Origin of the sequence: Streptomyces malaysiensis subsp. malaysiensis (assembly GCF_040653035.1) — a bacterium.
Classification (GTDB): Bacteria; Actinomycetota; Actinomycetes; order Streptomycetales; family Streptomycetaceae; genus Streptomyces; species Streptomyces malaysiensis.
The window spans coordinates 294,431-319,978 of record NZ_JBEZNG010000009.1; the positions used below are offsets into that span (position 1 = coordinate 294,431).

The window sequence follows — 25,548 nt, forward strand, 5'->3', positions numbered from 1 at the left end:
CACCCGTCCGGCGACTCCCCCGTGGGTCGCCGGGCGGGTGTCTCAAAAGGGCCGTCCACCTTACGGTGTGACCTCGCAACCGACCCGTCTGCCCCCCGCGGGGACGGGTCGACCGCTACTAAGACTCCCGGATGGCGATAAACGATTGATGAACGGTCCGCGAGGCGGGCCGTTATGCCCCGCTCGCCGGGGTCAGCCGGCCTCTTGCAGCGCGGTTCGCGCGGGTCGGGCGGCCTCCGGTGCCGCGGTTCGCCTGGGTGGGACGGGGGCTGTCACACCCCGGCCGTAGGGACCGGACGAGTTGTTACGTTCCTGCCGCGCGGGGCCTGGCGGGCCGTTACGCCGCGGTCGCGGGGGTCAGGAGCCCCCGGACGTCATCCGCCTCCGGCGCTCCCAGCCGCTCGTGAATGGACAGCGCCTCGCGCCAGCAGGCGTCCGCCCGCTCGTTCTGGCCGAGCTCCAGCAGGGCCTTGCCGAGCAGCGTCAGCACGATGGCCCGGCGCCACTCGCCTCCGATGCCCCGCAGGGCGAGGGACTGTTCGGCGTGGGTGGCGGCCTCCGCGGGGCGCCCGATGGACAGGTGGGCCTCGGCCAGCCGCTGGTGGGTCATGCCCTCCCAGAGCGGCTGGCGGTGCTCACGGAAGAGGCCGAGGGCCTCGGTGAGCTGCTCGAGCGCGTGCGCCAGGCTTCCGGCCCCGGTCAGGGCGATGCCGAGCGCGTACTTGCCGTTGGCCAGGCGCAGGGTGCGCCCCAGGCTGCCGTAGATCCGCACGCCCTGCCGGGCCAGTTCCACCGCGCTGTCGATGCGGCCCATCTCCACATACGCACGGGAGAGGTTGCACAGCGCGCTGGCCTCGCCGGGCTGGTCGTCCACGGCCCGGTAGGCGTCGATGGCGCGGAGGAAGTGCCGCTCCGCGTCGTCCCAGCGGGTGCGGCTGAGGTGGGCGATGATGCCGCGCTCGGTGAGGGCGCGCCCCATGGTCACGTGGTCCTCGACCGCGGAGCCCAGGGCCAGGGCGCGCTCGGCCTCCGCGTCGGCCTCCTCGAGCCGGCCGGTGAGGTTGCGCACCTTGGCCAGGCAGGTGCGCGCCCGGCCCTCGGCACGGGTGTCGCCGACGGTGTGCGCCCGTTCGCTGACGATGTGGGAGACGGCCTCGTAGCGCGGGGCGTTGGCGCCGGACTCGGCGAGGTCCATGGCGGCGAGCAGCAGATCCGCCGCCCCGCCCAGGGCGGTGCCCGAGGCGGCCTGCTGGGCGCAGGCCAGCAGGCAGTCCGCCTCGGTGAACAGCCAGTCCAGGGCGGCGTCCTGATGCGGAAAGGCCAGGCCGGGGTGGTCGGCGGGGGCCAGGTGCTCGCCCAGCCGGTCGCCCGGCCGCTCCATGGCGTACACCCGCGCCGCGGTGGCGAGGTAGAAGTCCAGCAGCCGGGAGAGCGCCGCCTCGCGGTCCGCGGCCGACTGGTGCCGTTCGGCGCAGTCACGTGCGTAGAGCCGCACGAGGTCGTGATAGCGGTAGCGGCCCGGTGCCGCGGACTCCAGGAGGGAGGCGTCGACCAGGGACTCCAGGAGCTCCTCGGCGTCGAAGGTGTCGAGGTCCAGGACGACGGCCGCCGCGGCGAGCGAGATGTCGGGGCCGTCCGCAAGACCCAGCAGCCGGAACGCCCGCGCCTGCTGCGGCTCCAATTGGCCGTAGCCCAGCTCGAAGGTGGCCCGTACGGCCAGGTCGCCCGCGCGCAGCTCGTCCAGCCTGCGGCGCTGGTTGGCCAGCTTGCGCGCCAGTGTGGAGACGGTCCAGGTGCGGCGGGAGGCCAGCCGGGAGGCGGCGATCCGGATGGCCAGCGGCAGGAAGCCGCACGCCGCCACGACGTCCATGGCCGCGTCGCGCTCCGAACTGACCCGCTCGGTGCCCACTATGCGGGTGAAGAGGACCAGCGCCTCCTGGGGCGTCATCACATCCAGGTCGACCAGGTGGGCGCCCTCCAGGTCGACCATCCGGGTCCGGCTGGTGATCAGCGCGGCGCAGCCCTCGGTGCCGGGCAGCAGCGGCCTGACCTGTGCGGCGTCGCGCGCGTTGTCCAGCAGGGTGAGCACCCGGCGGCCGTCCAGCATCGAGCGGTAGAGCGCGGCACGCTCCTGGACGCCCTCGGGGATCGCGTTGTCAGGGGTGCCGAGGGCGCGCAGGAAGGCGCCCAGGATCGCGTTGGGCTCCGCCGGGACCGGGCCCGCCCCCTGGAGGTCCACGTAGAGCTGGCCGTCGGGGAAGTGGACGCGGGCCGCGTGGGCGACGTGCACGGCGAGCGTCGTCTTGCCGACCCCGCCGATTCCGGCCACCGCTGACACGGCCATGACACGCCCCTCGGCGGTGGCGAGCTGATCGCTCAGCTCGTCGACAAAGGCGACCCGGCCGGTGAAGTCCGCGACCGTGGCGGGCAGCTGGGCCGGCCGCACGAAGCCGGGGCCCGCGTGTGCGCGGTCGTCCACCGGGGCCGCCAGATCGGCGTCCGCCTGGAGAATGCGCCGGTGCAGCTCGGACAGCTCCGGGCAGGGGTCCACACCGAGGTCCTCGGCGAGCAGCCGCCGGGTGTCGTTGTAGACGGCCAGCGCCTCGGCCTGCCGGCCGCTGCGGTACAGCGCCAGCATCAGCAGCTCGCGCAGCCGCTCCCGGAGCGGATGGGCGGCGGTGAGCGCGGTGAGCTCGGAGACCACCTCGGTGTGGTGGCCCAGCTCCAGGTCGAGATCGAGCCTGGTCTCGGTGAGGACGAGCTGCCACTCCGAGAGCCGGGCGCGCTGGTTCGTGGCGTAGGGCCCCGGCACCCCGGCCAGGGCTTCGCCGTCCCAGAGGTCCAGCGCCCGGCCGATGAGTTCATGGGCGCGCAGCCGGTCGCCCGAGTGCCGTGCCTTCTCCGCCTCCGCCACCAGGCGCTCGGCCACGTCGGTGTCCAGGGCCCCGAGGCCCACCTGGACCGCGTAGCCGCCCGATTCGCTGACCAGGACGTCGGAGTGCGGGGTGAACGCCTTGCGCAGTCGGGAGGCGTAGGTGCGCAGCGCCGCGATGGCGGCGTCCGGCGGATCGTCACCCCATAGGGCGTCGATGAGCTCGGGGGCGGTGGCGGTGCGCCCGCCGCGCAGCAACAGGGCGGCGAGCAGGGCTCTTTGCTGTGGTGATCCGGTGCTCAGCAGTTCTTCGCCCCGCCAGGCCCGTACGGGTCCGAGCACGGTGAAGCGCAAGGGCTGCTCCTGTGCCCGCTCCTTCTCGCCGGCCATGGTCTCCCCCTGCCTCTGCTCCCAGTTGCACGGGCCAGTTTGCCTTGCCAATACCCCTCACGTCAGTAGGGGCCGGACCTCTCCACAAGGCCCGCAAGACTTCCGGGCCCCCGACAGCCGACGGCCCGTCAGATCCAGGGGTCGCTTTCGGTCACCGGGGGGCCGACTCCATAGGCGTCCCGATGGCCGGGAAATGGATCCTGGGCCGCCGGGAGGTCCGGTGCCGAGGCCGACAGCAGCTGACGCACCTCCTCGGGCTCGGGTGAGCCCAGCCGCTCCCGCAGGGCCCGCGCCTGCCTCCAGCAGTCCTCGGCCTGGCCCCGCTGTCCGGCCGCCATCAGGGCCTTTGCCAGTACGGTGAGAAAGGAGAAGCGGCGCCACTCACCGCCGAGGCCGCCCAGCGCGAGGGACTGCTGGGCATGTGCCACCGCCTGATCGGGGCGATTCGCCATCAGCTGAATTTCGGCCAGCCGGAAATGGGCCATGCCTTCCCACAGCGGCTGACGCGCGTCGTGGAAGAGGTCGAGCGCCTCGGCGAGATGAACGGACGCCTCCTCCAGCCGATGGGCACGCGTCAGCGCGATGCCGAGTGTGTACATCCCGTTGGCGAGCCGCAAGGGGGCGCCGAGCCTGCGGTAGATGGCCAGCCCCTGCTCGGCCAGCTCCACACCGGTCCTGGTGCGGCCCCGGCTCACATGGAGCCGGGAGAGATTGGCCAGGGCGCTCGCCTCACCGGCCTCGTTGGCATCGGCGCGGAACGCCTCGAGCGCCTGTCCCAGGTATCTCTCGGCGTCCTCGTACCGGCCCAGTCCGTTGGTGACGATGCCGAGCTGGTTGGAGGCGCGGCTGGCGACCACGGGATCCTCGCCGTCCAGCTCCAGCGCGCGGCGCAGCTCTCGCTCGGCGTGGCTGTACCGGCCCGTGAAGCTGTACAGATGCCCCAGCGCCGAGCGGGCGCGGGCCTCCGTACGGGAGTCCCCGGCGGCGTGGGCCGCGTCGCCGACGGCGCGCGCCACCGTTTCGTACTGCCGCGGCCGGGCACCGGACTCGGCGAGGTCGAGGGCGCCGAGCAGCAGATCCCCGGCGCGGCGGCGGGTGCACTCCCCGGTGCATCTGGGCACACAGGCGAGCAGGCAGTCGGCCTCCGCGAAGAGCCAGTCCAGGGCGGCTTTCGAGGTCTCGAAGAGAAGTCCGGGATGGCCGGTGGACTCCAGGTGGTCGACCATGCGGTCCCCGGGCCGCTCCATGGCGTACACCCGCGCGGCCGTGGCGAGGTAGAAGTCCAGCAGCCGCGACAGCGCCTCCTCGCGCTCCGCCGGGGCCCGCGTCTCGCGCTCCGAGCAGGCCCGTGCGTAGAGCCGTACGAGGTCATGGAAGCGGTAGCGGCCCGGTACTGCGGACTCCAGCAGCGAGATGTCCACCAGGGAGGTGAGGAGGCGGCCGGTCTCCGCGACGTCCAGGCCGAGCACGGCGCCCGCGGCCGGCAGGGAGATGTCCGGGCCGCCGACCAGGCCGAGCAGCCGGAAGGCGCGGGCCTGGGCCGGGTCGAGCTGTCCGTAGCCGAGCTCGAAGGTCGCCTTGACCGCCAGATCCCCGGCCCGCAGCTCGTCCAGCCGCCGTCGCTCATCGGCGAGTTTGCGGGCGAGGACGGAGACGGTCCAGGTGCGGCGGGAGGCGAGCCGGCAGGCCGCTATGCGGATCGCGAGCGGCAGGTAGGAGCAGGACGCCACCACGTTCATCACCTCGGCGCGTTCGACGGCCGCCCGCTCCTCGCCCACGATCAGCGCGAAGAGGGCGAACGCCTCCGCCGGGCTCATCGCGTCCAGGTCCACCGGGTGGGTGCGGTCCAGGCCGGTCATATGGGCGCGGCTGGTGATCAGCGCGACGCAGTCCGGTGCGCCGTCGCCCGGGAGCAGCGGCCGGACCTGGGCGGCGTCGCGGGCGTTGTCCAGGAGGACGAGCACCCGGCGGCCCTCGAGGCGCGCGCGGTAGAGCGCGGCACGCTCCTCGGTGCCGTCCGGGATGGCGGCGTCGGGGGTGCCGAGCGAGCGCAGGAAGGCGCCGAGGGCGGTTTCGGGGTCGGCGGGGGAGGAGCCCGCGCCGCCGAGGTCGATGTAGAGCTGGCCGTCGGGGTAGCGGTGGCGGGCGGTGTGCGCGAGATGGACGGCCAGGGCGGTCTTGCCGATGCCTCCGACACCGGCGATGGCGATGGCGGCCGGCCGGTCGGCGGGGGCCGCGAGCCGCTCGTTCAGCTCCCGTACGAGGTGCTCGCGGCCGGTGAAGTCCGCCACCGCCGCGGGCAGCTGCGCGGGGCGGACGACGGGGGCGGTTTCGGCCAGGGGGCGCTGGGGGCGGCTGGCGGCGGTGGGCCGGGAGTACGCGGCGGGCCGCGGGCCGAGACGCGACCGGAGCTCGGGGACGACATCGGCGGGGTAGCCGCTCTCCAGCTCCAGTTCGAGCCGGGTCCGGCCGAGGCCGGGGTCCGGGTCCTGACCGAGGGGTGACCGTGCCTCGTCACCGTGCCAGGACCGGTCCGATACGGATCCGGTGGAACCTTCCTGCCGCCCCAGGCGCTCGTCGCCGGCCATGGTGCCCCCCGCACGTGCTTCCTCGCTGTACGGCCAGTCTGCCGTGCTCGTGGCACGTACGTCAGTAAAGAGCGCGACGTGTCCGTGGCATCCGTCGAAGTACCGGGAGACGACCAGCTAGCTGACGATCCGTCAGATCGGCGCTACCGTGCAGTCATGGAGAGCTTCCCGAAGATAATCTCGGTGGACGACCACACGGTTGAGCCCCCTCACGTCTGGCGGGACCGCCTCCCGTCGAAGTACCGCGACACCGGGCCGCGCATCGTCCGGGCGCCGCTGAAGGAGATGACCTTCGTCGGCGGCCGGTTCGCCCCGAAGATGGGCGCGCCCGGGGACGAAGGACCGCTCGCCGACTGGTGGATCTACGAGGAGCTGCACCGGCCGCTCACCCGCCTGGACACCGCCGTCGGCTACGACCGGGACGAGGTCAAGCTGGAGGCCATCACCTACGAGCAGATGCGGCCCGGCTCCTTCTCGGTGCCGGACCGGCTCGCGGACATGGACGTCAACCACGTCCAGTCGGCGCTCTGCTTCCCGACCTTCCCCCGCTTCTGCGGGCAGACCTTCACCGAGGCCGCCGACCGAGAGCTGGGGCTGCTCGGGGTCCGGGCGTACAACGACTGGATGGTGGAGGAGTGGTGCGGCCCCGAGGCCCGGGGCAGACTGATCCCGCTGATCATCATCCCGCTGTGGGACGCCGAGCTGGCCGCCGCCGAGGTGCGGCGGAACGCGGCCCGTGGCGTGCGCGCCGTCTGCTTCTCGGAGATCCCGCCGAACCTGGGGCTGCCGTCCATCCACACCGACGACTGGGACCCACTCCTCGCCGCGTGCGACGAGACCGGCACGGTCATCGCGATGCACATCGGCTCCTCCTCCCGGATGCCCTCGACCTCCGCGGACGCGCCCCCCGCCGTCGGCTCCACGATCACCTTCGCCAACTGCTGCTTCTCCATGGTCGACTGGCTGATGAGCGGGAAGTTCGAACGCTTCCCGAACCTCAAGGTGATGTACGCCGAGGGCCAGATCGGCTGGATCCCCTACATCCTCGAACGCGCCGACGTGGTGTGGGAGGAGAACCGGGGCTGGGGCGGAGTGGCCGACAAGGTGCTGCGCCCGCCGTCCGAGCTGTTCGCCGAGCACGTCTACGGATGCTTCTTCGACGACGCCTTCGGGCTGCGCAACCTCGACGCGATCGGGGTGGGCAACGTGCTGTACGAGACGGACTATCCGCACTCCGACTCCACCTGGCCCAAGTCCCGGGAGGTCGGCGAGGCGCAGATGGGCCATCTGGCACCGGATGTGGTGGATCGGATCGTACGCGGCAACGCGATCGAGCTGCTGGGACTCACGGCGGACGGGCTCTGGGCGGGGGCGCCGGGGGCGTAGCGCCGCGCGGGCACGCCCGTGCGGCGCGTGGGCCGTGGTGCGTGGGGCGCGGTGCCCGTTTGCCGCCGTGGCGCGCCGACCATGGCGGCGCCGTGGTCACGGAGGAGCAAGAAAGGCGTCACTGACGGTCAATGACATCCTCCGGGCGCTCCGGCAGTCTGTGGGGGCATATCGGCCTCCCGCCCCCTACGCCGGTCACCCACCCCTATGACGTGACAGGGGCCTGGGGCGGCGCGGAGGGCCGAGTGTGAGTGTCCGTGCGCACCGGGCGTCGCGGGGTAGCGCCCGGCGCGCAGGACACAAGTGCGAGGTGGCGGTAGTCGCTGGGCGGCATCCCGTACGCGGCGCGGAAGGCGCGGCTGAAGACGGCGGGGTGGGCGAAGCCCCAGCGGGCGGCGAGCTCGTGGATGGGGACCGTACGCAAGCCGGGGTCGGTGAGATCGCGCCGCACGCGGTCCAGCCGCTGCTGCCGGATCCATCCGGAGACCGTGGTGTCGCGGGCCCGGAAGAGGCGGTGCAGATGGCCGACGGAGATGTGGTGCGCTGCGGCGATGGTGGCCGGTGACAGCTCCGGGTCGGACAGGTTCCGCTGGATGAAACTCTGCACCCGCAGGGCCAGGGCGTGCCGGCGGGTCTCGGGCGGCAGCGCGTCGTCGGCCTCGACGGCATGGGCCAGCAGCGCCGCCGCCAGGTCGATCAGCACGGTCCCCAGGCGCGGCCCGTCGGAGGGGCTCAAGGAGCGGTCCGTGGCGAGCCGGGCGAGGAACCCGGTCAGCAGGGCGCCCACCCCTTCGTGCACCGGGATGGGCCGGGCGAGCAGCCGGTCGATCCGGTCGTGGGGGACCGGGATCAGGGCCTTCGGGACCTCCAGACCCACGCCTCCGGGCGGGCCGCCGAAGGCCACGCAGTCGAAGGGCCGTGAGGTGTCGACGACGTAGAGGCCCTCCGCCCTGTGCGCGGATTCCTGGCGGGACTGGGAGACTTGGAGGTTTCCCTGCTGGATGAACGAGAAGTGGTACAGCTCGGGGTCCGACTGCCGGATGAGCTTGGGGGTCCGCCGGAAGTTCATCTCACGGAACTTCGTGGGCCATACCGAGGCGGCGCCGAACTGGAGGATGCGCACCTCGCCCCGGAAGTCACGGATGTGGTCGGTGGTCATCTCCATCGGCGCCATGAGCTGTGCCATCTGCTCGCGCCAGAAGTCGAACCGATCCGCTCTGGGCAGATCCTCGCAGCGGAAGACCGTCTCGATCATCAAGTGCCCCTCCGTGAGCCCCTCGCCGTGCCCCCGTGACGGCCCCTGGGCGGGGAGGCGGGCGTGGGCCCCGAGGTCCGAACGTCCGTACGCTAGCAGGGGGTTGCAGGCTGTGACGAGGTCGCCACACCTCTTGTCTGATGGACCGTCAGATATCACCATGGCCGACGTCAGATCCGACGATGGCGGTCCACCGACGAGGAGGCCCGGCATGCGCGTCCTGCCCCGGGGCCGGTTGAACTACGGCATGCAGTTGCCGATCCAGTCGCAGTCCACTCTCTACGCCGAGTCATGGGAGGCGGCGGCGGGCCCGGCCGAGCTGCTCGCGGTCGCCCGCGCCGCCGACCGGCTCGGCTTCGCCTACCTGGCCGTCTGCGACCATGTCGCGATCCCGCGGCGGCTGGCCGCCGCGATGGGCACCGTCTGGTACGACCCGGTGGCGACGCTCGGCTGGCTCGCCGCGGCCACCGAGCGGGTGCTGCTGCTCAGCCATGTGGCCGTCGCCGCGCTGCGGCATCCGCTGCTGACCGCCAAGCAGTACGCGACGCTGGACCACCTCTCCGGCGGCCGGCTGATCCTCGGGGTCGGGGCCGGGCACGTCCGGGAGGAGTTCGAGGCGCTCGGGGTGGACTTCGCCCGGCGCGGGGCGCTGCTGGACGAGACGGTCGACGCGCTGAAGGCGGCGCTGGGACCGGAGGAGTTCCCCGACTTCCACGGGGAGCGGTTCGCCTTCAGCGGTCTGGGGCAGGCTCCGCGCCCCGTCCGGACGCCGCGGCCCCCGCTGTGGGTCGGCGGCTCCTCGCCGGCTGCGGTGCGCCGGGCGGCGGTCCGGGGCGACGGCTGGCTGCCGCAGGGCGATCCACGGGACCGGCTGCCCGGCCAGATCGCCCGGCTGCGCGCGCTGCGGGAGGAGGCCGGGATCGAGGAGCCCGCCGAGATCGGCGCGATCACCGAGCCGCTGTACGTGGGCGAGCCCGGCCGGGACGTGGGGCGCCGGACCCTGACCGGGGAGCCGGAGCGGCTGGCCGAGAGCCTGCGCGCGTACGCCGCGATGGGGGTGGACCAGATCCAGGTGCGGTTCCGCTGCCGGGACCACATCGAACTGACCGACCAGATGGCGGCCTTCGCCGCCGATGTCGCTCCGCACCTCGGCGATCAGGGATGACTAAGGAGATCGGAATGGGCAAGCTGGACGGGCGGGTCGTCATCATCACCGGGGCGGCGCGCGGACAGGGTGAGCAGGAGGCGCGGCTGTTCGCGGCGGAGGGCGCGCGCGTGGTCCTCGGCGACGTGCTGGACGAGCCGGGCGAGGCGCTGGCCAAGGAGCTGGGGGAGCGCGCCCGCTTCGTCCATCTGGACGTGAGCCGGGAGGACGACTGGACCGCCGCCGTCGCGGCCGCCAAGGACGCCTTCGGCTCGGTGGACGGCCTGGTCAACAACGCCGGGATCCTCCGCTTCAACGAGCTGGTCAACACCCCGCTGGCGGAGTATCTGGAAGTGGTCCAGGTCAATCAGGTCGGCGCGTTCCTGGGGATGCGGACGCTCGCGCCGGAGCTGGCGGCGGCGGGCGGCGGGACGATCGTGAACACCGCCTCCTACGTCGCCCTGTCCGGTATGCCCTTCCTCACCTCGTACGCCGCGACGAAGGCGGCGGTGGTGGGGATGACGCGGGTGGCCGCGATGGAGCTCGCGGACAAGGGCATCCGGGTCAACGCGATCTGCCCGGGCGCGATCGACACCCCCATGACCAACCCGGCCCATCTCGACCCGCTCGCCGACACCGAAGAGGCGTCGGCGGCGGTGGACGAGCTCTACCGCAAGGTGGTGCCGCTGGGCCGGATCGGCCGCCCGGAGGAGGTGGCGCGGCTGGCGGTCTTCCTGTCCTCGGAGGACTCCTCGTATGTGACGGGCCAGCCGTTCGTCGTCGACGGCGGCTGGCTGACCGGCGTCTCGGTCTTCTAGACGAGCGTCCGGCGGATCGCGCCGCGCCCCCGCAAGCCCCCTGGCCCCGTGCGGCCTTTCATGGCCCTTGACGGTCCGTGTCCGCGGTGCCAGAGTCAATCAAAATCTGACGATGCGTCAGATGACCTCGTCTGAGGCGGTGAACCTCCATGGAATTCGGACTCTTTGTGCAGGGATACGTCCCCGAAAGCCGACGCCGAACCGACCCCGAGGCCGAGCACCACGCGCTTGTAGAGGAGACCGAGTACGTCATCCAGGCCGACCGGTCCGGCTTCAAGTACGCATGGGCCTCCGAGCACCACTTCCTGGACGAGTACTCCCACCTCTCCGCGAACGACGTCTACCTCGGCTATCTCGCCCACGCCACCGAGCGCATCCACCTCGGCTCCGGCATCTTCAACCCGCTGCCACCGGTCAACCACCCGGTCAAGGTCGCCGAGAAGGTCGCGATGCTGGACCACCTCTCCGGCGGCCGGTTCGAGTTCGGCTCCGGCCGGGGCGCGGGCAGCCACGAGATCCTCGGCTTCCTCCCGGGCGTGACCGACATGAACGCCACCAAGGAGATCTGGGAGGAGACGATCGCCGAGTTCCCCAAGATGTGGCTCCAGGACGAGTACCAGGGCTTCAAGGGCAAGCACTGGTCGCTGCCGCCGCGCAAGGTGCTGCCCAAGCCGTACGGGGGCGCCCACCCGGCGATGTGGTACGCGGCCGGATCGCCGCCCTCGTACGCGATGGCCGGCAAGAAGGGCCTCGGCGTGCTCGGCTTCTCCATCCAGAAGGTCTCCGACATGGAGTGGGTCCTCGACTCCTACAAGAACGCGATCAAGGAGGCCGAGCCGGTCGGCGGTTTCGTCAACGACAACGTGATGGTCACCTCGACCGCGATCTGCGCGGAGACCCATGCCAAGGCCGTCGAGATCGCGGTCGGCGGCGGGCTCAACTACCTCCAGTCGCTGCTCTTCCGCTACCACGACACCTTCCCGCGCCCGGACGGCATCCCGGAGTGGCCCGAGCTGCTGCCGGAGTACACCGAGGAGATCATCGAACTCCTCATCGCCGAGGAGCTGATGATCTGCGGCGACCCGGACGAGGTCTTCCGCCAGTGCAAGCGGTGGGAGCAGGCCGGGGCCGACCAGCTGTCGTTCGGGCTGCCGATCGGGATCGGCTACGAGGACACCATGAACACGATCAAGCTCATCGGCGAACACATCATCCCGAAGATCGACACCGATCCGGTGCACCGTACGACCCGCTTCCGCCACGCCGAGACCCCGTAGCCGCAGCCGCGAGAAGGGACCCACCCGTGCTCGACCACCTGATCAAGGGCGCCACCGTGGCGGACGGCACCGGCGCGCCCTCGTACGTCGCCGACGTCGGCATCCGGGACGGCCGGATCGTGGCCATCGCCGAGCCCGGGACCGTCACCGAACCGGCGCGGTCCGCCGAGGACGCCACCGGACTCGTCCTCGCGCCGGGGTTCGTCGACCCGCACACCCACTACGACGCCCAGCTGTTCTGGGACCCGTACGCCACCCCCTCCATGAACCACGGCGTGACCACCGTGGCCGGCGGCAACTGCGGTTTCACCCTCGCCCCGCTCAACCCCGACCGGCCCGGCGACGCCGACTACACCCGGCGGATGATGAGCCGGGTCGAGGGCATGTCGCTGGTGGCGCTGGAGCGGGGCGCGCCCTGGAACTGGCACGGCTTCGGCGAGTACCTGGACGCGCTGGAGGGCCGGACCGCCGTCAACGCGGGCTTCATGGTGGGGCACTGCGCGCTGCGCCGCCATGTGATGGGCGAGGACGCGATCGGCGGACAGCCCACGCCCGCGCAGCTGGAGGAGATGCTGCGGCTCTTCCACGAGGCGATGGACGCGGGGGCGTGGGGGCTGTCCACCACCCAGTCCTCGACCCACTCCGACGGGGACGGACAGCCCGTCGCCTCCCGTCATGCGGAGCCCGGGGAACTCCTGGCGCTCTCCCGGGCCGTCGGGGAACACGAGGGCACCCAGATCGAGGCCATCGTGGCGGGCTGTCTGGACCAGTTCGCCGACGCGGAGATCGATCTGCTGGTGGAGATGAGCGCGGCCGCCGGCCGCCCGCTCAACTGGAACGTCCTGACCATCGACGCGGCCGTCCCCGAACGGGTGCCGCGCCAGCTCCAGGCCAGCGAACGCGCCCGTGCGGCGGGCGGCAGGATCGTGGCGCTCACCATGCCGATCCTCACCCCGATGAACATGTCGCTCGGCACCTTCTGCGCGCTGAACCTCATCCCGGGCTGGGGCGACATCCTCGGACTGCCCATCCCGGACCGGATCGCGAAACTCCGGGACCCGGCCGTACGGGACGAGATGCTGCGCCGCGCCAACAGCCCCGAGGCCGGGGTCTTCCGGCGGCTCACCCACTTCGGGCGATACGTCATCGGCGACACCTATAGCGCGGCCAACGCCGGGCTGACCGGGCGCGTCGTCCAGGACATCGCCGCCGAGCGCGGACAGGACGCCTTCCACTGCCTGGTGGAGATCTGCGCGGCCGACCAGATGCGCACGGTGCTGTGGCCCATGCCGACCGACAACGACCCGGCCAGCTGGGAGCTGCGGCGCCGGACCTGGGAGCACGAGGACGTCATGCTCGGCGGCTCCGACGCCGGGGCCCATCTGGACCGGATGTGCGGCGCCCCGTACACCACCCGCTTCATCGGCGACTGTCTGCGCGGACGGAAGCTGGTCGGCCTGGAGCGCGCGGTACGGATGCTGACGGACGATCCGGCGCGCCTGCTCGGGCTGCGTGAACGCGGCCGGATCGCCGAGGGCTACCACGCCGACCTCGTCCTCTTCGACCCCGAGCGGATCGACGCGGGCCAGGCGCGGCTGGTCCACGACCTGCCCGGCGACAGCCCCCGGCTGGACTCACGGGCCATGGGCATCGTGAGCGTCCGGGTGGGCGGCACCGAGACCATCCGGGACGACGAGATCACCGGCGCGGTGCCGGGGCGGGTACTGCGGTCGGGCCGTGACACCGAGACGGTGAGCACGAGGGGCTGAGACGGCGGTGACGACGGGCGCCGGGTCTGACGCGGGTGCTGGGTCTGGTGCGGGGGCCGGGCCTGACGCGGGTGGCGGCGCTGGTGCGGGTGGCGGGCCTGGTGCGGGCGGCGGGCCCGGTGCCGGGTCAGGCGGTGATCCCGGCGGTGGCCCCGGCTCCCTCAGCGGCCGGGCCGCGCTGATCACGGGCGCCTCGCGCGGGATCGGGCTCGCCGTGGCGGAGGCGCTGACGGCGGACGGCGCGGCGGTGTGTGTCACGGCGCGGGACCCGAAGGGGCTGGCGGATGCCGTACGCCGCCTCGGTCCGCGCGCCATCGGCTGCCCGGGGGACGTGGCGGACCCGGCCCATCCGGAGGCGGCGGTGGCCCGCGCCCTGGCCGAGTTCGGCCGCCTCGACATCCTGGTCAACAACGCCGCCACCAACGCCCCGCTCGGCCCGCTGATGACCGTGGACCCGCTCGCCTGGCGCTCGGCGTTCACGGTCAATGTGGAGGCCCCGCTGCGGCTGACCCAGGCGGCCTGGCGGGCCTGGATGCGCGACCACGGCGGCGCGGTCGTCAACATCTGCACCGAGGGCACGGACGGCGTGGGCCCGGGCATCGGCGCCTACGGCACCGCGAAGACCGCCCTGCTGCGCCTCACCCGCCAGCTCGCCGCCGAACTGGCCCCCTCCGTCCGGGTCAACGCCGTCTCCCCGGGCCTGGTCCGCACCGAGATGGCCCGCTTCGTCTGGGAGCCGGACGAGCGCGAGATCGCCGCGACGCTCCCGCTGGCCCGTATCGGCGAACCGGAGGACGTGGCGCACGCGGTCCGCTGGCTGGTCTCGGCCGAGGCGTCCTGGATCACCGGCGCGGACCTGGTGGTCGACGGCGGCCGCCGGGTCCGCGCGGCGCGGCGCATCGGCTGACCGGACAAGGACCCCGCATCCGGACCGGGGAGGCGGCCCGGTGCCGCCCCTCCGCATCAGCTAGACGAGACGCAACGTAGCGTCTACGCTAGCGCCCATGACACACACTCACACCCTTGCCGACCCCCGGGTCGAGACCGCCATCAGCCGGATGTTCGAACTGTCCGCGCAGGACGAGACCGCCCAGGCGCAGCTGCCGCCCGGTGCGCTGGAATCGATGGCCCCGCAGGAGCTCGCCGACGCCGCCGCCGGGATCTATATGCCGATCTCCGCCGACGGCGGAAAGCTGCTCTACAACCTGGTGCGCGCCATCCGCCCGGCCACCGTGGTCGAGTTCGGCATGTCCTACGGGATCTCCACGCTCCATCTGGCCGCCGCCGTGCGGGACAACGGCACCGGGCGCGTCATCACCACGGAGCTGAGCAAGGAGAAGATCGCCGCGGCCCGCGGCACCTTCGCCGAGACCGGTCTTGACGACCTGATCACCGTGCTGGAGGGGGACGCCCGGGAGACCCTCGCCGACCTCGAGGGTCCCCTGGAGCTGGTGCTGCTCGACGGCTGGAAGGACCTGTGCCTGCCGGTGCTGCGGATGCTCGAACCGAGGCTGCGGCCGGGCGCCCTCGTGGTGGCCGACGACATCGACCAGTTCGAGGGCCCCATGCGGCCGTACCTCGACTATGTCCGCGACCCGGCGAACGGCTACCAGAACGTCAGCTTCCCCATCGAGGACGGTATGGAGATCAGCTGCCGCCTCTGACGCCGCCCGCCGCGCCGCCCGGCCGGGCAGCCGTCAGCGCTCGCCGAGCCAGATCGGGTTCGTCATCGCCGCCATCGGGCCCGGTATGCCCGACGCGCCGCCGTCCGCCGGGGCGTGGCGCACCTCGGCGCGCACATACGCCGCGTAGGAGGGGGTCGTCTTCCACTCGGCCGAGCTCTCGCCGGAGTCGGGGACCGCGGTGCCGTACAGCTGGCCCTGGTCGGTGATGATCCGCACCGAGCAGCCCGGCCCCACGCCGGAGACCTTCAGGCGGACCGTCACCTCCTCCGCGGAGCCCACCTTCAGACGCTCGCCGATACCGGCGTGCCTGCCGCGGCCGCCGACCGCCTCGAAGGTGAGGTCGATCTTCGAGGACTCGGCGATCCAGCTGCGGCCGGCCCGGATGCCGTCCTGGAGGGCGGTGCGGGAGAGGTCGTCCGCGAGCACCACCGTCTGCGGCAGGCCCACCACATTGGGCTCGCGGTGGGCGTCGCTGTGGCCGACGGCGGGCAGCCAGCGGCCGTCGCCGCGGGCGGCGGCGACCAGGGTGTTGTCCCACTCGGAGATGGTGATCTCGTCGTCCGGGGTGAAGTCCGCGTTCCACACCTCGACGGCGTCGGCCTCGTTGAAGCCGAACTTCCAGTTGCAGCCGACACAGGTGCCGTGCGGATGGGCCGGGATCACCAGGCCGCCGGCCTGCCGGACCTTGCGGGCGAACTGGCCGAAGCGGTTGTCCCGGGCGCGGTAGCGCCAGTCGATGAAGACGCCGGGGTCGGTGCCGAGGGCCACCACATGGCCATTGCGTGTGGTGATCTCCTCACCGGTGAGGATCAGCAGGTCATCGCCCCACAGACCCTCGAACGCGCCATGCGCCGAGGTGGTGTTGTGCTCGGTGGTGGTGATGAAGTCCAGCCCCGCGGCGCGGGCGGCGGCGACCAGCTCGGCCGGGGTGCGCTTGCCGTCGGAGTGCACGGTGTGCAGATGCGAGTCGCCCCGGTACCAGGCGCGGCCCCGGCCCTTCGCCCGCTGCGGCGGGTACGCCGGCTTCGGGGTGGTGCCGGGCGCGCCGTACCGCAGTGTGACGGTGACCTTGTAGTCCAGGCCCTGGGGGGCGACCGTGTACGGCCCCAGGACCACATGCCAGGTGCCCGCCTTCACCGGCCCCGCCAGATAGCCGGGCGTCGCCTCCTCGGCGCTGATGGCGAACTCCGTACGGGCCCCGCCGGACCAGCCGCGGAAGCCGCGCCCGCCCAGCTCGGTGCCGCGCTCGTCGAAGATGCCGATGTCGCATGCGTTGCCCTGCGTGCCGGCCGGGACGGTCGGTCTGTCGTACGTATACGACACGGCGATCTCGCGCACCCCGCGCGGAACCTCCACCGGCACGTAGACGAAGTCCGGCGCGCCGGTGGGCAGATGGCCGCTGAGGGTTTTCGTCTGCTCGGGGCCGCCGGCCGTGCCCGCCGCGTCGGCCTGGTCGAAGGTCATGGGATCGAGTGTCAGCACGCCTGCCGCGCCCGCAAGCGCGGAGAGCCTGAGTACATCGCGTCGCTGCATGAGGTGCCCCCCAGAGTCGAGAGTGCCGTCCGACACCCGCGTGACACCGTTGTACGCGTGGGTGACACGCGCGGAAAGCCCTGTGGATAACTCCATGGCGGCGAGGGAACGCGCGGCTCCGCCCCCGGGTCCGGTCGGCGTCGCGCGGCGGTCCGCGCCCCGCCAAGTCCCGCCCGGACAGCGGCCGTCGGCGCCCCCTGCGGGCAGCCCGCACGTTTCACCGCGCCGTATTCCCGCCCACGGCCCGCGGCCGCCGTGATCAGACCCACAAAACCGCAGGCCCGGGCCGTCTGGCGGTGTCCCGCACCGCTCGTATCCTCGGAGGATGACCACGAGCGCGCAGGGAAACGAACCGGCTGCCCCGACTGGCTCCGCCGCCCCCACAGCGAACGCGATGCGCCGTGCGCTCAAGCGCGCCCGCGACGGCGTGGCGCTGGACACCGCCGAGGCGGCGGTGCTGCTCCAGGCGCGCGGTGACGACCTCGAAGAGCTGATGGCCTCCGCCGCCCGGGTCCGCGACGCGGGCCTGGAGGCGGCCGGCCGCCCCGGGGTCATCACCTACTCGCGCAGCGTCTTCATCCCGCTCACCCGGCTGTGCCGGGACAAGTGTCACTACTGCACCTTCGCGACCGTCCCCGGCAAGCTGCGCCGTGCGGGCCATGGGATGTTCATGTCGCCCGACGAGGTCCTCGCCATCGCCCGCCGCGGCGCCGAAATGGGCTGCAAGGAAGCGCTGATCACCCTCGGCGACCGCCCCGAGGACCGCTGGCCCGAGGCGCGCGCATGGCTGGAGGCCGAGGGCTACGACGACACCATCGCGTACGTACGGGCCATGGCGATCCGCATCCTGGAGGAGACCGGGCTGCTGCCCCACCTCAACCCCGGCGTCCTGACCTGGACCGACTTCCAGCGGCTCAAGCCGGTCGCCCCCTCCATGGGCATGATGCTGGAGACCACGGCCGAGCGGCTGTGGAGCGAGCCCGGCGGCCCCCACTACGGCTCGCCCGACAAGGAGCCCGCGGTGCGGCTGCGCGTGCTGGAGGACGCCGGGCGCAGCTCCGTGCCGTTCACCAGCGGGCTGCTGATCGGGATCGGCGAGACGTATGAGGAGCGGGCGGAGTCGCTGTTCGCGCTGCGCCGCGTCTCCCGCTCGTACCACGGCATCCAGGAGGTCATCGTCCAGAACTTCCGCGCCAAACCGGACACCGCCATGCGGGGGATGCCGGACGCGGAGCTGGACGACCTGGTCGCCACCGTGGCCGTCGCCCGCCACATCCTGGGCCCGACCGCCTGCGTCCAGGCCCCGCCCAACCTGGTCGACGCGGAGTACGAGCAGCTCATCGGCGCCGGTATCGACGACTGGGGCGGCGTCTCCCCGCTCACCCCGGACCATGTCAACCCCGAGCGCCCCTGGCCCCAGGTGGACGAGCTGGCCGAGCGCTCCGCCGCCGCCGGCTTCCGGCTGCGCGAACGGCTCGCGGTCTACCCCGAGTACATCCAGCGCGGCGAGCCCTGGCTGGACCCCCGGCTGCTGCCGCATGTGACCGCGCTCGCCGACCCCGGGACCGGCCTGGCCCGCGAGGACGCGATCCCCACCGGGCTGCCCTGGCAGGAGCCTGACGAGGCGTTCAGCGCCTCTGGCCGCACCGATCTGCACCGCACCATCGACACCGAGGGCCGCACCGGTGACCGCCGTGAGGACTTCGACGAGGTCTACGGCGACTGGGAGGCGCTGCGCGAGGCCGCCGCCCCCGGGATGGTCCCGTCCCGTATCGACGCCGACGTCAAGGCCGCGCTGTCACGGGCCGCCGACGACCCGACCCGGCTGACCGACCCCGAGGCGCTGGCCCTGCTGCACGCCGAGGGCCCGGCGCTCGACGCCCTGTGCCGTATCGCCGACGATCTGCGCCGGGCGACGGTCGGGGACGATGTCACCTATATCGTCACCCGGAACATCAACTTCACCAATGTCTGTTACACCGGCTGCCGCTTCTGCGCCTTCGCCCAGCGCCGTACGGACGCCGACGCCTACACCCTCTCCCTGGACCAGGTCGCCGACCGCGCCCAGCAGGCGTGGGAGGTGGGCGCGGTGGAGGTCTGCATGCAGGGCGGCATCCACCCCGATCTGCCCGGCACCGCGTACTTCGACATCGCACGCGCCGTCAAGGAGCGGGTGCCCGGGATGCATGTTCACGCCTTCTCCCCGATGGAGGTCGTCAACGGCGCGACCCGCACCGGGATGTCCATCCGCGAATGGCTCACGGCGGCGCGCGAGGCGGGCCTGGACAGCATCCCCGGCACGGCCGCCGAGATCCTGGACGACGAGGTCCGCTGGGTGCTCACCAAGGGCAAGCTGCCGACGGCCACCTGGATCGAGGTCGTCAAAACGGCGCATGAGCTGGGCATCCGGTCCTCCTCCACGATGATGTACGGCCATGTGGACCAGCCCCGCCACTGGCTGGCCCATCTGCGGCTGCTCGCCGGGATCCAGCAGGAGACGGGCGGCTTCACCGAATTCGTCACCCTCCCCTTCATCCACACCAACGCCCCCGTCTACCTCGCCGGTATCGCCCGTCCCGGCCCCACCGGCCGCGACAACCGCGCGGTGACGGCCATGGCGAGGATCCTGCTCCACCCGCATATCACCAATATCCAGACCAGCTGGGTGAAGCTGGGCACGGAGGGTGCCGCCGAGATGCTCCGCTCCGGCGCCAACGACCTGGGCGGCACCCTCATGGAGGAGACCATCTCCCGCATGGCGGGCTCCTCCTACGGCTCCTACCGCTCCATCCAGGACCTGGTGGGCATCGCCGAACTGGCCGGCCGCCCCGCCCGCCCCCGCACCACCACCTACGGCCCCGTCCCCGAGGAGCGCCGGGCCGCCGCCCTCGCCTCGGACGGCCATCTGCCGGAGCTGCTCCCGGTGCTGGAGGACTGAGCCCGGCTCGCGGTTCGAGGGCACGCCGCGTGGATACGCTGCCATGGGAAGAGGGGGAGGGGCACCCATGGCAGCGGAGCGTCCGACGATTCGGGAGCTGATCCGGCAGCGGCGCCGGTTCGTGGGGCGGCGGCAGGAGCTGGCCGCGTTCCGGGAGAACTTCGCCGTGCCGCCCGAGGACGCCTCGCACCACTTCCTGTTCCATGTGCGCGGCGACGCCGGGGTGGGCAAGACGACGCTCCTGCGGCAGCTGGAGAACACCGCGCGGGAGCACCGGGCGCTCACCGCCGCCGTGGACGAGTCGGTGCACAGCGTCCCCGAGGTGATGGCGGCCATCAGCGCCCAGTTCGCCGAGCAGGGCCATCCGCTGAAGTCCTTCGACAAGCTGCTGGCCACCTACCGGCAGCGGCGCCACGAGGCCGATTCGGCGGCCCAGCAGCCCGCGCCGCAGGAGGACGCGACCGTCGGCCCCCAGCCCTCCGCGTCCAGCGCCTTCGCCGCCCGCGCCGGGCTGATCGGGCTGGGCCTGGTGCCGGGCGTCGGGGCCTTCGCCGGGGCGGCGGAGCCGGACCGGGTCGCACAGGCGGCCGACCGCGCGCGGGCCAAGCTCAGCGCCCGCTTCCGCAGCCATGACGATGTGGACCTGGTGATCTCGCCCCTGGACGCCCTCACCCCCGCGTTCCTGAAGGACGTGGGCGAGGTGGCCGCCTCCGTGCCCTGGATGGCGTGGTTCTTCGACACCTATGAGCGCACCGGGCCGCTGCTCGACCTGTGGCTGCGCGATGTGATGTTCGAGGGCCGCTACGGCTCGCTCCCGGCCAACGCGGTCGTGACGCTGGCCGGACAGGGCACGCTCGCCCCGCGCTGCTGGGCCGACTACGCCGACCTCGTCGCCGAACTCCCCCTGGTGCCCTTCACGGAGGCGGAGGCCCGGCAGCTCCTGACGGCCAAGGGCGTGGTCGACGAGCAGGTGATCGAGGTCGTCCTCCGGCTCACCGGCGGGCTGCCCGTGCTGGTGTCCATGCTGGCCGAGGCGCGGCCCACGACCCCCGAGGCCGTGGGCGACCCCTCCGGCACCGCCGTCGAGCGCTTCCTGAAGTGGGTGAGCGACGAGACCCACCGCTCGGTCGCGCTGGCCGCGGCCCTGCCCCGGCGGCTGGACGAGGACGTCTTCGCGGCCACGGTGGAGGACGGGGCGGCCGAGCTCTACGGCTGGCTGCGCTCGCTGCCGTTCGTCAACGACGGTTCCGGCCGCTGCCACTACCACGACGTCGTCCGCACGGCCATGCTGCGGCTCCAGCGCAACCGGTCCCCGCAGGCGTGGCGCGCCCGCCACCTCCGGCTGGCCGAGGCGTTCGCGCGGTGGCAGCGGCAGATCGAGGAGACGCTGCGGGGCGACGAGAAGTGGGAGCACGAGCGGTGGCTGGACTGCCGGCTGGAGGAGGCGTACCACCGGCTGTGCGCGACCCCGGAGGAAGCGCTGCGCGGGGAGCTGCGCGCGTATCTGTGCGACTACCTGAACCATACGGCGCCGTCCTGGGAGCGCCGCTGGATGCGGACGCTGCTGGAGGCGGGCCGCGACAGCGGAGTGGAGTCCGTACGGGCGTGGGGCGAACGCTTCCTGGCGGAGTCCACGCTGAGCGACATGGCGACGACGATGACGCTCCTGATCGGCGAGGTCGAGCAGGACGAGCGGGCCTCGGCCGTGGCCTTCGCGCTCCGTGGCATGGCCCGGGCGGACATGGAGGAGCTGGAGGAGGCGCTGGCGGACGCGGAGCGGGCGCTGGAGCTGGACGCCGGCAGCGATCGCGCGCACGCCGCCCGCGGCTACGCCTACCTCGGCATGAAGCGTTACGAGCAGGCGCGGGAAAGCCTCGACCGCGCCCTCGAACTCGATCCCGACTTCGCCTGGGTGCTGTCCCAGCGCGGCGAGGTGAACAGCCTTCTGGGGCGGTTCGAGGACGCCCTGGCCGATCTCACCCGCTCCCTCGAGCTGAACGACGCGAGCGCGTGGACCGTGTCCACCCGCGGTCTGGTCCACTCCGCCGTCCGGGACTACGACAGCGCGCTGGCGGATTTCACCCGGGCGCTGGAGATCAGGCCCGAATGGGCCTGGGCCCACGCGGAGCGTGCCACGGCCTACCGGATGCTCGGGCGGTACGAGGAGGCCCTCGCGGACGCCGAGCGGTCCATCGAACTCGGCTCCGAGTACGCCGGGTTCAGCCGTATCCACGCGCTGCGCAACCTGGACCGCTACGAGGAGGCGATCAGCGCGGCCGACAGTTATCTCGCGTCCCACCCGGACGATCAGGCGGTGCTGGCCGAGCGCGGTGAGTCGTACCGGATGACGGACCGCTTCCCGGAGGCGCTGGAGGACTTCGGCCGGGCCGTCGAGCTGGCGCCCTCGTATGTCTTCGCGCTGGTCCGGCGGGGACAGACGTATGAGCACACGGGCCGGCTCGCCGAGGCCCTGGCGGACTTCGACGCCGCCGTGGCCGCCGACTCCGACGACCCCTGGGCACCGGCGGTCCGGGGCGCCCTGCGGCTGCGCCTGGGCGACGAGGCGGCCGCCCTCGCCGACCTGGACCGGGCGCTCGGGCTCGACCCCGACGACCTGCTCGCGCTGGAGGGCAGAGCCAGATGCCACCGTGGGGCGGGCCGGTACGCCGAGGCCGCCGCGGACATCGAACGGGCGGCGGCCCTGGACGACAAGGACCTCGACATCGCCTTCGAACACGCGCTGCTGGTGAGCCTCAGCGACGGTCTCCCCCGGGCGCGGGAGCGGTGGGCCGCCTTCGAGGCGCTCCTGGAGGAGCACGGCGGCCAGTGGGACCCACAGGCCCGGGTGGCCGCACCGATCGTCAGCAGAGCCGCCCTCGGGGACGGGGCCGGGGCGCAGCGCTTCGTGGCGGAGCTTTCCGCCACCCGGCCGTACTGGGAGATCGCCGACGAGAGCATACGAGCCCTCGATGACCTCGCACAGTGTCCCGGGGCGGACGGGGCGCTCCTCGCCGCCCTCCGGGCCCCGCTCGCCGAGCTCCGCACGGCCCTGGGCCCCGGCCCGGACAGTGCTCGATAAGGATTCGGCGCGGAGACGACATTCGGGGTGCGGAGACGACATTCGGTGAGGGAATTCGCAATTCTCGGAATGCGGCCGTCCGTCGTCTTCTCCGTGATGACGCCTTCACAAACCGCGGCGGCCAAGAGGCGATCATTCGATGTCCATTACAGTTCAAAGACAGTCCAGGGCCATTCACGCGACGAAGAATCAACGAAGAAAAGAGGCAAAGGTCGTGACCGCAACCGCCAGCGCAGCGACCGGCGTATGGGGCCGCGCCGAACAGCAGGACTTCCGCAGCCGGGTGCGCGGCTGCCTGCTCGGCGGCGCCATCGGGGACGCGCTGGGGGCGGCCGTCGAGTTCGCCTCGCTGGAAGAGATCAGGGTGGCGCACGGACCCGAGGGTGTGACGGACTTCCTGCCCGCCTATGGCGGCCGTGGACGGGTCACCGACGACACCCAGATGACGCTGTTCACCGTGGATGGACTGATACGGGCGCAGGTGCGCCGCGACACCGGGGCCTGGCATCCGCCGACCGACATCCACTCCGCACACCGCCGCTGGTACTCCACCCAGCGCGACTGGGGCCCCGATGAGCGCCGTAAGGACGCCGGCTGGCTGGCCCGCGAGGAGTGGCTGTACGCCCAGCGCTCCCCGGGGCGGGCCTGTATCACCGCGCTCGCCGACGAGACCATGGGCACCCTGGAGGCGCCCAAGAACCCCGACTCCAAGGGGTGCGGCGCCGTGATGCGCTCGGCGCCCTTCGGCCTGCTGGTGGGCTGGGAGCCGCAGCTGGTCTTCCAACTGGCCATCGAATGCGCGGCCCAGACTCACGGCCACCCCACCGGCTATCTCTCCGCGGGCGCCTTCGCCCTCATCGTGCACGGCCTGGCACGCGGCGAGGCGCTGGACGGAGCCGTCCAGCGCGCCCTCGCCCATCTGGCCACCCGCCCCGGCCACGAGGAGACCACCAACGCGCTGCGGCGCGCTCTCGGCGCCGTACGGCAGGGCCTGCCGACCTCCGAGCGGGTGGCGTCCCTGGGCGAGGGCTGGACCGGTGAGGAGGCCCTGGCGATGGGGCTGTACTGCGCCCTGGTCGCCGAGGACGTCCGCCATGGGCTGCTGCTCGCGGTCAACCACGGCGGGGACAGCGACTCCACGGCGGCCGTCTGCGGCAATCTGCTGGGCGCGCTGCACGGCGAGACCGCGCTGCCGCCCGCCTGGCTGGCGGAGGTCGAGGGGCGCGGCACGATCCTTGAGCTGGCCGACGACTTCGCCATGGAGATGACCCAGGGCCCGGCCCTCCACGGCCCGGGCAGCTCCTCCCCGGCCTGGCTCACCCGCTACCCGCGCGCGTAGGTCCGCTCACCCACGCGGGTCAGTCCGCTCCGGCCGCCGCCGCGCACCCGCACCGGCGGTGGCCATCTGCCGCTGTACGGGCCCGTTCCCCTCCCATGGACGCCTTGGGCGCCATGGACGCCTTACGGCGCGCACGGTCAGATACGCGGCCACGCCCAGGAAGGCGAGGCCGAGCAGCGGATAGACGGCGGTGAGCAGCATCTGGGCGGGGTTCTGGTGGAGCTCCACCCGGGTCGGCCGGCTGTGGGGCGCGTACCAGACCATGAAGGAGCAGAACAGCAGCCCGGTCACCACCGTCCAGGCCGTCCAGCCCGCCGTACGCCGTCGCACCGCCTCCACCGCGAGCAGCAGGACCATCGGGACGGCCCACACCTAGTGGTGCGACCAGGAGACCGGGCTGACCATGAGGGCGGTCACGGCGCAGGCCAGGGCGGCCCAGGCGCGGGCGTTCGGAAGACGGCCGTCGTCGGTCAGCTGGGCGGCGACCGCCGTGGCCAGGCCCGCACAGCCGACCAGTACGGCCGCCGTGAGCCACCACATGCCCGGGTCGGGGGTGTGCAGCAGCCGGGCGAGGGCGCCCTTGAGGTTCTGGTTGCCCGCGCCCTCGACATCGCCGGGGCGGTCGGTGGCGAAGACGACCTCGGTCCAGAAGCGCCGGGAGTCATGCGGCAGCGCCAGGGCCGAGAACCCGACCGTGAGGGCGAAGGTGGCGGTGGCGACGGCGGCGCGCCGCAGATGGTCGTTCCCGAAGCCCCGCCACAGCGGGCCGCCCGCGGGCCCGGTCCGCCTCCCGGGCGCCCGGGGGGCCCGCAGCCGCCGGAGGCCGAGGAGCAGCCCGGCGAGGCCCAGGAAGACCACGAAGAGCCCCGGGGTCAGCTTGATCCCGGTGGCGATACCGGTCCCGACCCCCGCCCAGCGGTGGCCGGCCCGGCGGGTCAGGTCCCCTAGCACCAGCGCCGTGACCAGCAGATTGATCTGCCCGTAGCGCAGTGTCGTCCACACCGGCTCGCACCACACCCCGGCGGCGGCGAGGGCCAGGACGGCGGCCGGCCGCGGCACCCGGACGGGCGGATCGACCAGCCGCAGCGACAGATGGGCCACGGCGACCATGAGGACGAGATTGAGGGCCGTCCCGAAGGTCCGCAGGACGCCCGTGCCCATCACGGTCAGCGGGGTGAAGAGCAGGGCCGCGAACGGCGGATAGGTATTGGGGAGATTGTGCTGAGTCGCCCGCATGTCATACAGATCCGTCGCATCGCGTACCGTCCATCCCTCGGCGCGGTAGACCAGCAGATCGACCATCGACACCTGGGCGGCCCGCTGGGCGATCCAGAATCCGGTGAAGGAGAGCAGGCAGAACACCGCCGCCCACAGAACCGGCCGGCGCAGTACGGCGGCACGGGCCCGGTGGATCCGGGAGTCGGTGATCGTCTGGGTGGCGGTCACGGGGGCTCCAGAGGTCCCGGTGGACGGCG

14 protein-coding genes and 1 pseudogene are annotated in these 25,548 nt (G+C 72.7%); 10 read left to right on the plus strand and 5 right to left on the minus strand.

Annotation, left to right across the window (positions count from 1 at the left end; genetic code table 11):
• Nucleotides 1-337: 337 nt before the first annotated feature.
• Nucleotides 338-3,313, minus strand: a complete 2,976-nt coding sequence (gene afsR / locus AB0E24_RS21040) for an SARP-family global regulator AfsR (RefSeq protein WP_473965394.1) — start codon at nucleotides 3,311-3,313, stop codon at nucleotides 338-340.
• A 77-nt stretch (nucleotides 3,314-3,390) separates the two neighbouring features.
• Nucleotides 3,391-5,850, minus strand: coding sequence for an ATP-binding protein (locus AB0E24_RS21045; protein WP_359378856.1), 2,460 nt, complete (start codon nucleotides 5,848-5,850; stop codon nucleotides 3,391-3,393).
• Between the two features lie 156 nt (nucleotides 5,851-6,006).
• Between AB0E24_RS21045 and AB0E24_RS21050 the strand changes: the two genes are divergently transcribed.
• On the plus strand, nucleotides 6,007-7,236 hold the full coding sequence (locus AB0E24_RS21050; protein ID WP_069865033.1) for an amidohydrolase family protein: 1,230 nt from the start codon (nucleotides 6,007-6,009) through the stop codon (nucleotides 7,234-7,236).
• A 205-nt stretch (nucleotides 7,237-7,441) separates the two neighbouring features.
• Here the strand turns inward: AB0E24_RS21050 and AB0E24_RS21055 are convergent, their stop codons facing one another.
• The gene (locus AB0E24_RS21055; protein ID WP_069865031.1) at nucleotides 7,442-8,491 is read right to left on the minus strand and encodes an AraC family transcriptional regulator; all 1,050 of its coding nucleotides are present in this window, start codon (nucleotides 8,489-8,491) and stop codon (nucleotides 7,442-7,444) included.
• 211 nt (nucleotides 8,492-8,702) lie between these two features.
• On the opposite strand from AB0E24_RS21055, the gene AB0E24_RS21060 reads away from it, so the two are divergent.
• From AB0E24_RS21060 to AB0E24_RS21085, 6 genes are all read left to right on the plus strand, one after another.
• Nucleotides 8,703-9,656 carry a TIGR03619 family F420-dependent LLM class oxidoreductase gene (locus AB0E24_RS21060; protein WP_069865029.1) on the plus strand — a complete coding sequence of 318 codons (954 nt, stop codon included), beginning with the start codon at nucleotides 8,703-8,705 and terminating at the stop codon, nucleotides 9,654-9,656.
• Nucleotides 9,657-9,670: 14 nt separating this feature from the next.
• Nucleotides 9,671-10,453, plus strand: coding sequence for an SDR family NAD(P)-dependent oxidoreductase (locus AB0E24_RS21065; protein WP_069865027.1), 783 nt, complete (start codon nucleotides 9,671-9,673; stop codon nucleotides 10,451-10,453).
• A gap of 149 nt (nucleotides 10,454-10,602) precedes the next feature.
• A complete protein-coding gene (locus tag AB0E24_RS21070) occupies nucleotides 10,603-11,730 on the plus strand; it encodes an LLM class flavin-dependent oxidoreductase (protein WP_099014611.1) in 1,128 nt (375 codons plus the stop codon).
• A 26-nt stretch (nucleotides 11,731-11,756) separates the two neighbouring features.
• A complete protein-coding gene (locus AB0E24_RS21075; protein ID WP_206333081.1) occupies nucleotides 11,757-13,499 on the plus strand; it encodes an N-acyl-D-amino-acid deacylase family protein in 1,743 nt (580 codons plus the stop codon).
• Nucleotides 13,500-13,506: 7 nt separating this feature from the next.
• Nucleotides 13,507-14,406: an SDR family oxidoreductase gene (locus AB0E24_RS21080; protein WP_435865305.1), complete on the plus strand. Its 900-nt coding sequence runs from the start codon at nucleotides 13,507-13,509 to the stop codon at nucleotides 14,404-14,406.
• Nucleotides 14,407-14,503: 97 nt separating this feature from the next.
• Nucleotides 14,504-15,163, plus strand: a complete 660-nt coding sequence (locus AB0E24_RS21085; protein WP_359378862.1) for an O-methyltransferase — start codon at nucleotides 14,504-14,506, stop codon at nucleotides 15,161-15,163.
• A gap of 33 nt (nucleotides 15,164-15,196) precedes the next feature.
• On the opposite strand, the gene AB0E24_RS21090 is transcribed toward AB0E24_RS21085, so the two are convergent.
• Nucleotides 15,197-16,717: a CehA/McbA family metallohydrolase gene (locus AB0E24_RS21090; RefSeq protein ID WP_359378864.1), complete on the minus strand. Its 1,521-nt coding sequence runs from the start codon at nucleotides 16,715-16,717 to the stop codon at nucleotides 15,197-15,199.
• A gap of 325 nt (nucleotides 16,718-17,042) precedes the next feature.
• Here AB0E24_RS21090 and AB0E24_RS21095 point away from each other — a divergent pair, with 325 nt between their 5' ends.
• From AB0E24_RS21095 to AB0E24_RS21105, 3 genes are all read left to right on the plus strand, one after another.
• Nucleotides 17,043-19,655 carry a bifunctional FO biosynthesis protein CofGH gene (locus AB0E24_RS21095; RefSeq protein WP_102937577.1) on the plus strand — a complete coding sequence of 871 codons (2,613 nt, stop codon included), beginning with the start codon at nucleotides 17,043-17,045 and terminating at the stop codon, nucleotides 19,653-19,655.
• 67 nt (nucleotides 19,656-19,722) lie between these two features.
• Nucleotides 19,723-22,734 (plus strand): tetratricopeptide repeat protein, encoded by a 3,012-nt coding sequence (locus AB0E24_RS21100; protein ID WP_359378866.1) that lies wholly within the window; start codon nucleotides 19,723-19,725, stop codon nucleotides 22,732-22,734.
• A gap of 214 nt (nucleotides 22,735-22,948) precedes the next feature.
• Nucleotides 22,949-24,073: an ADP-ribosylglycohydrolase family protein gene (locus AB0E24_RS21105; RefSeq protein ID WP_069865016.1), complete on the plus strand. Its 1,125-nt coding sequence runs from the start codon at nucleotides 22,949-22,951 to the stop codon at nucleotides 24,071-24,073.
• A gap of 6 nt (nucleotides 24,074-24,079) precedes the next feature.
• On the opposite strand, the pseudogene AB0E24_RS21115 reads toward AB0E24_RS21105, so the two are convergent.
• Nucleotides 24,080-25,519 (minus strand): annotated as a pseudogene (locus tag AB0E24_RS21115) (glycosyltransferase 87 family protein).
• Nucleotides 25,520-25,548: the final 29 nt, after the last annotated feature.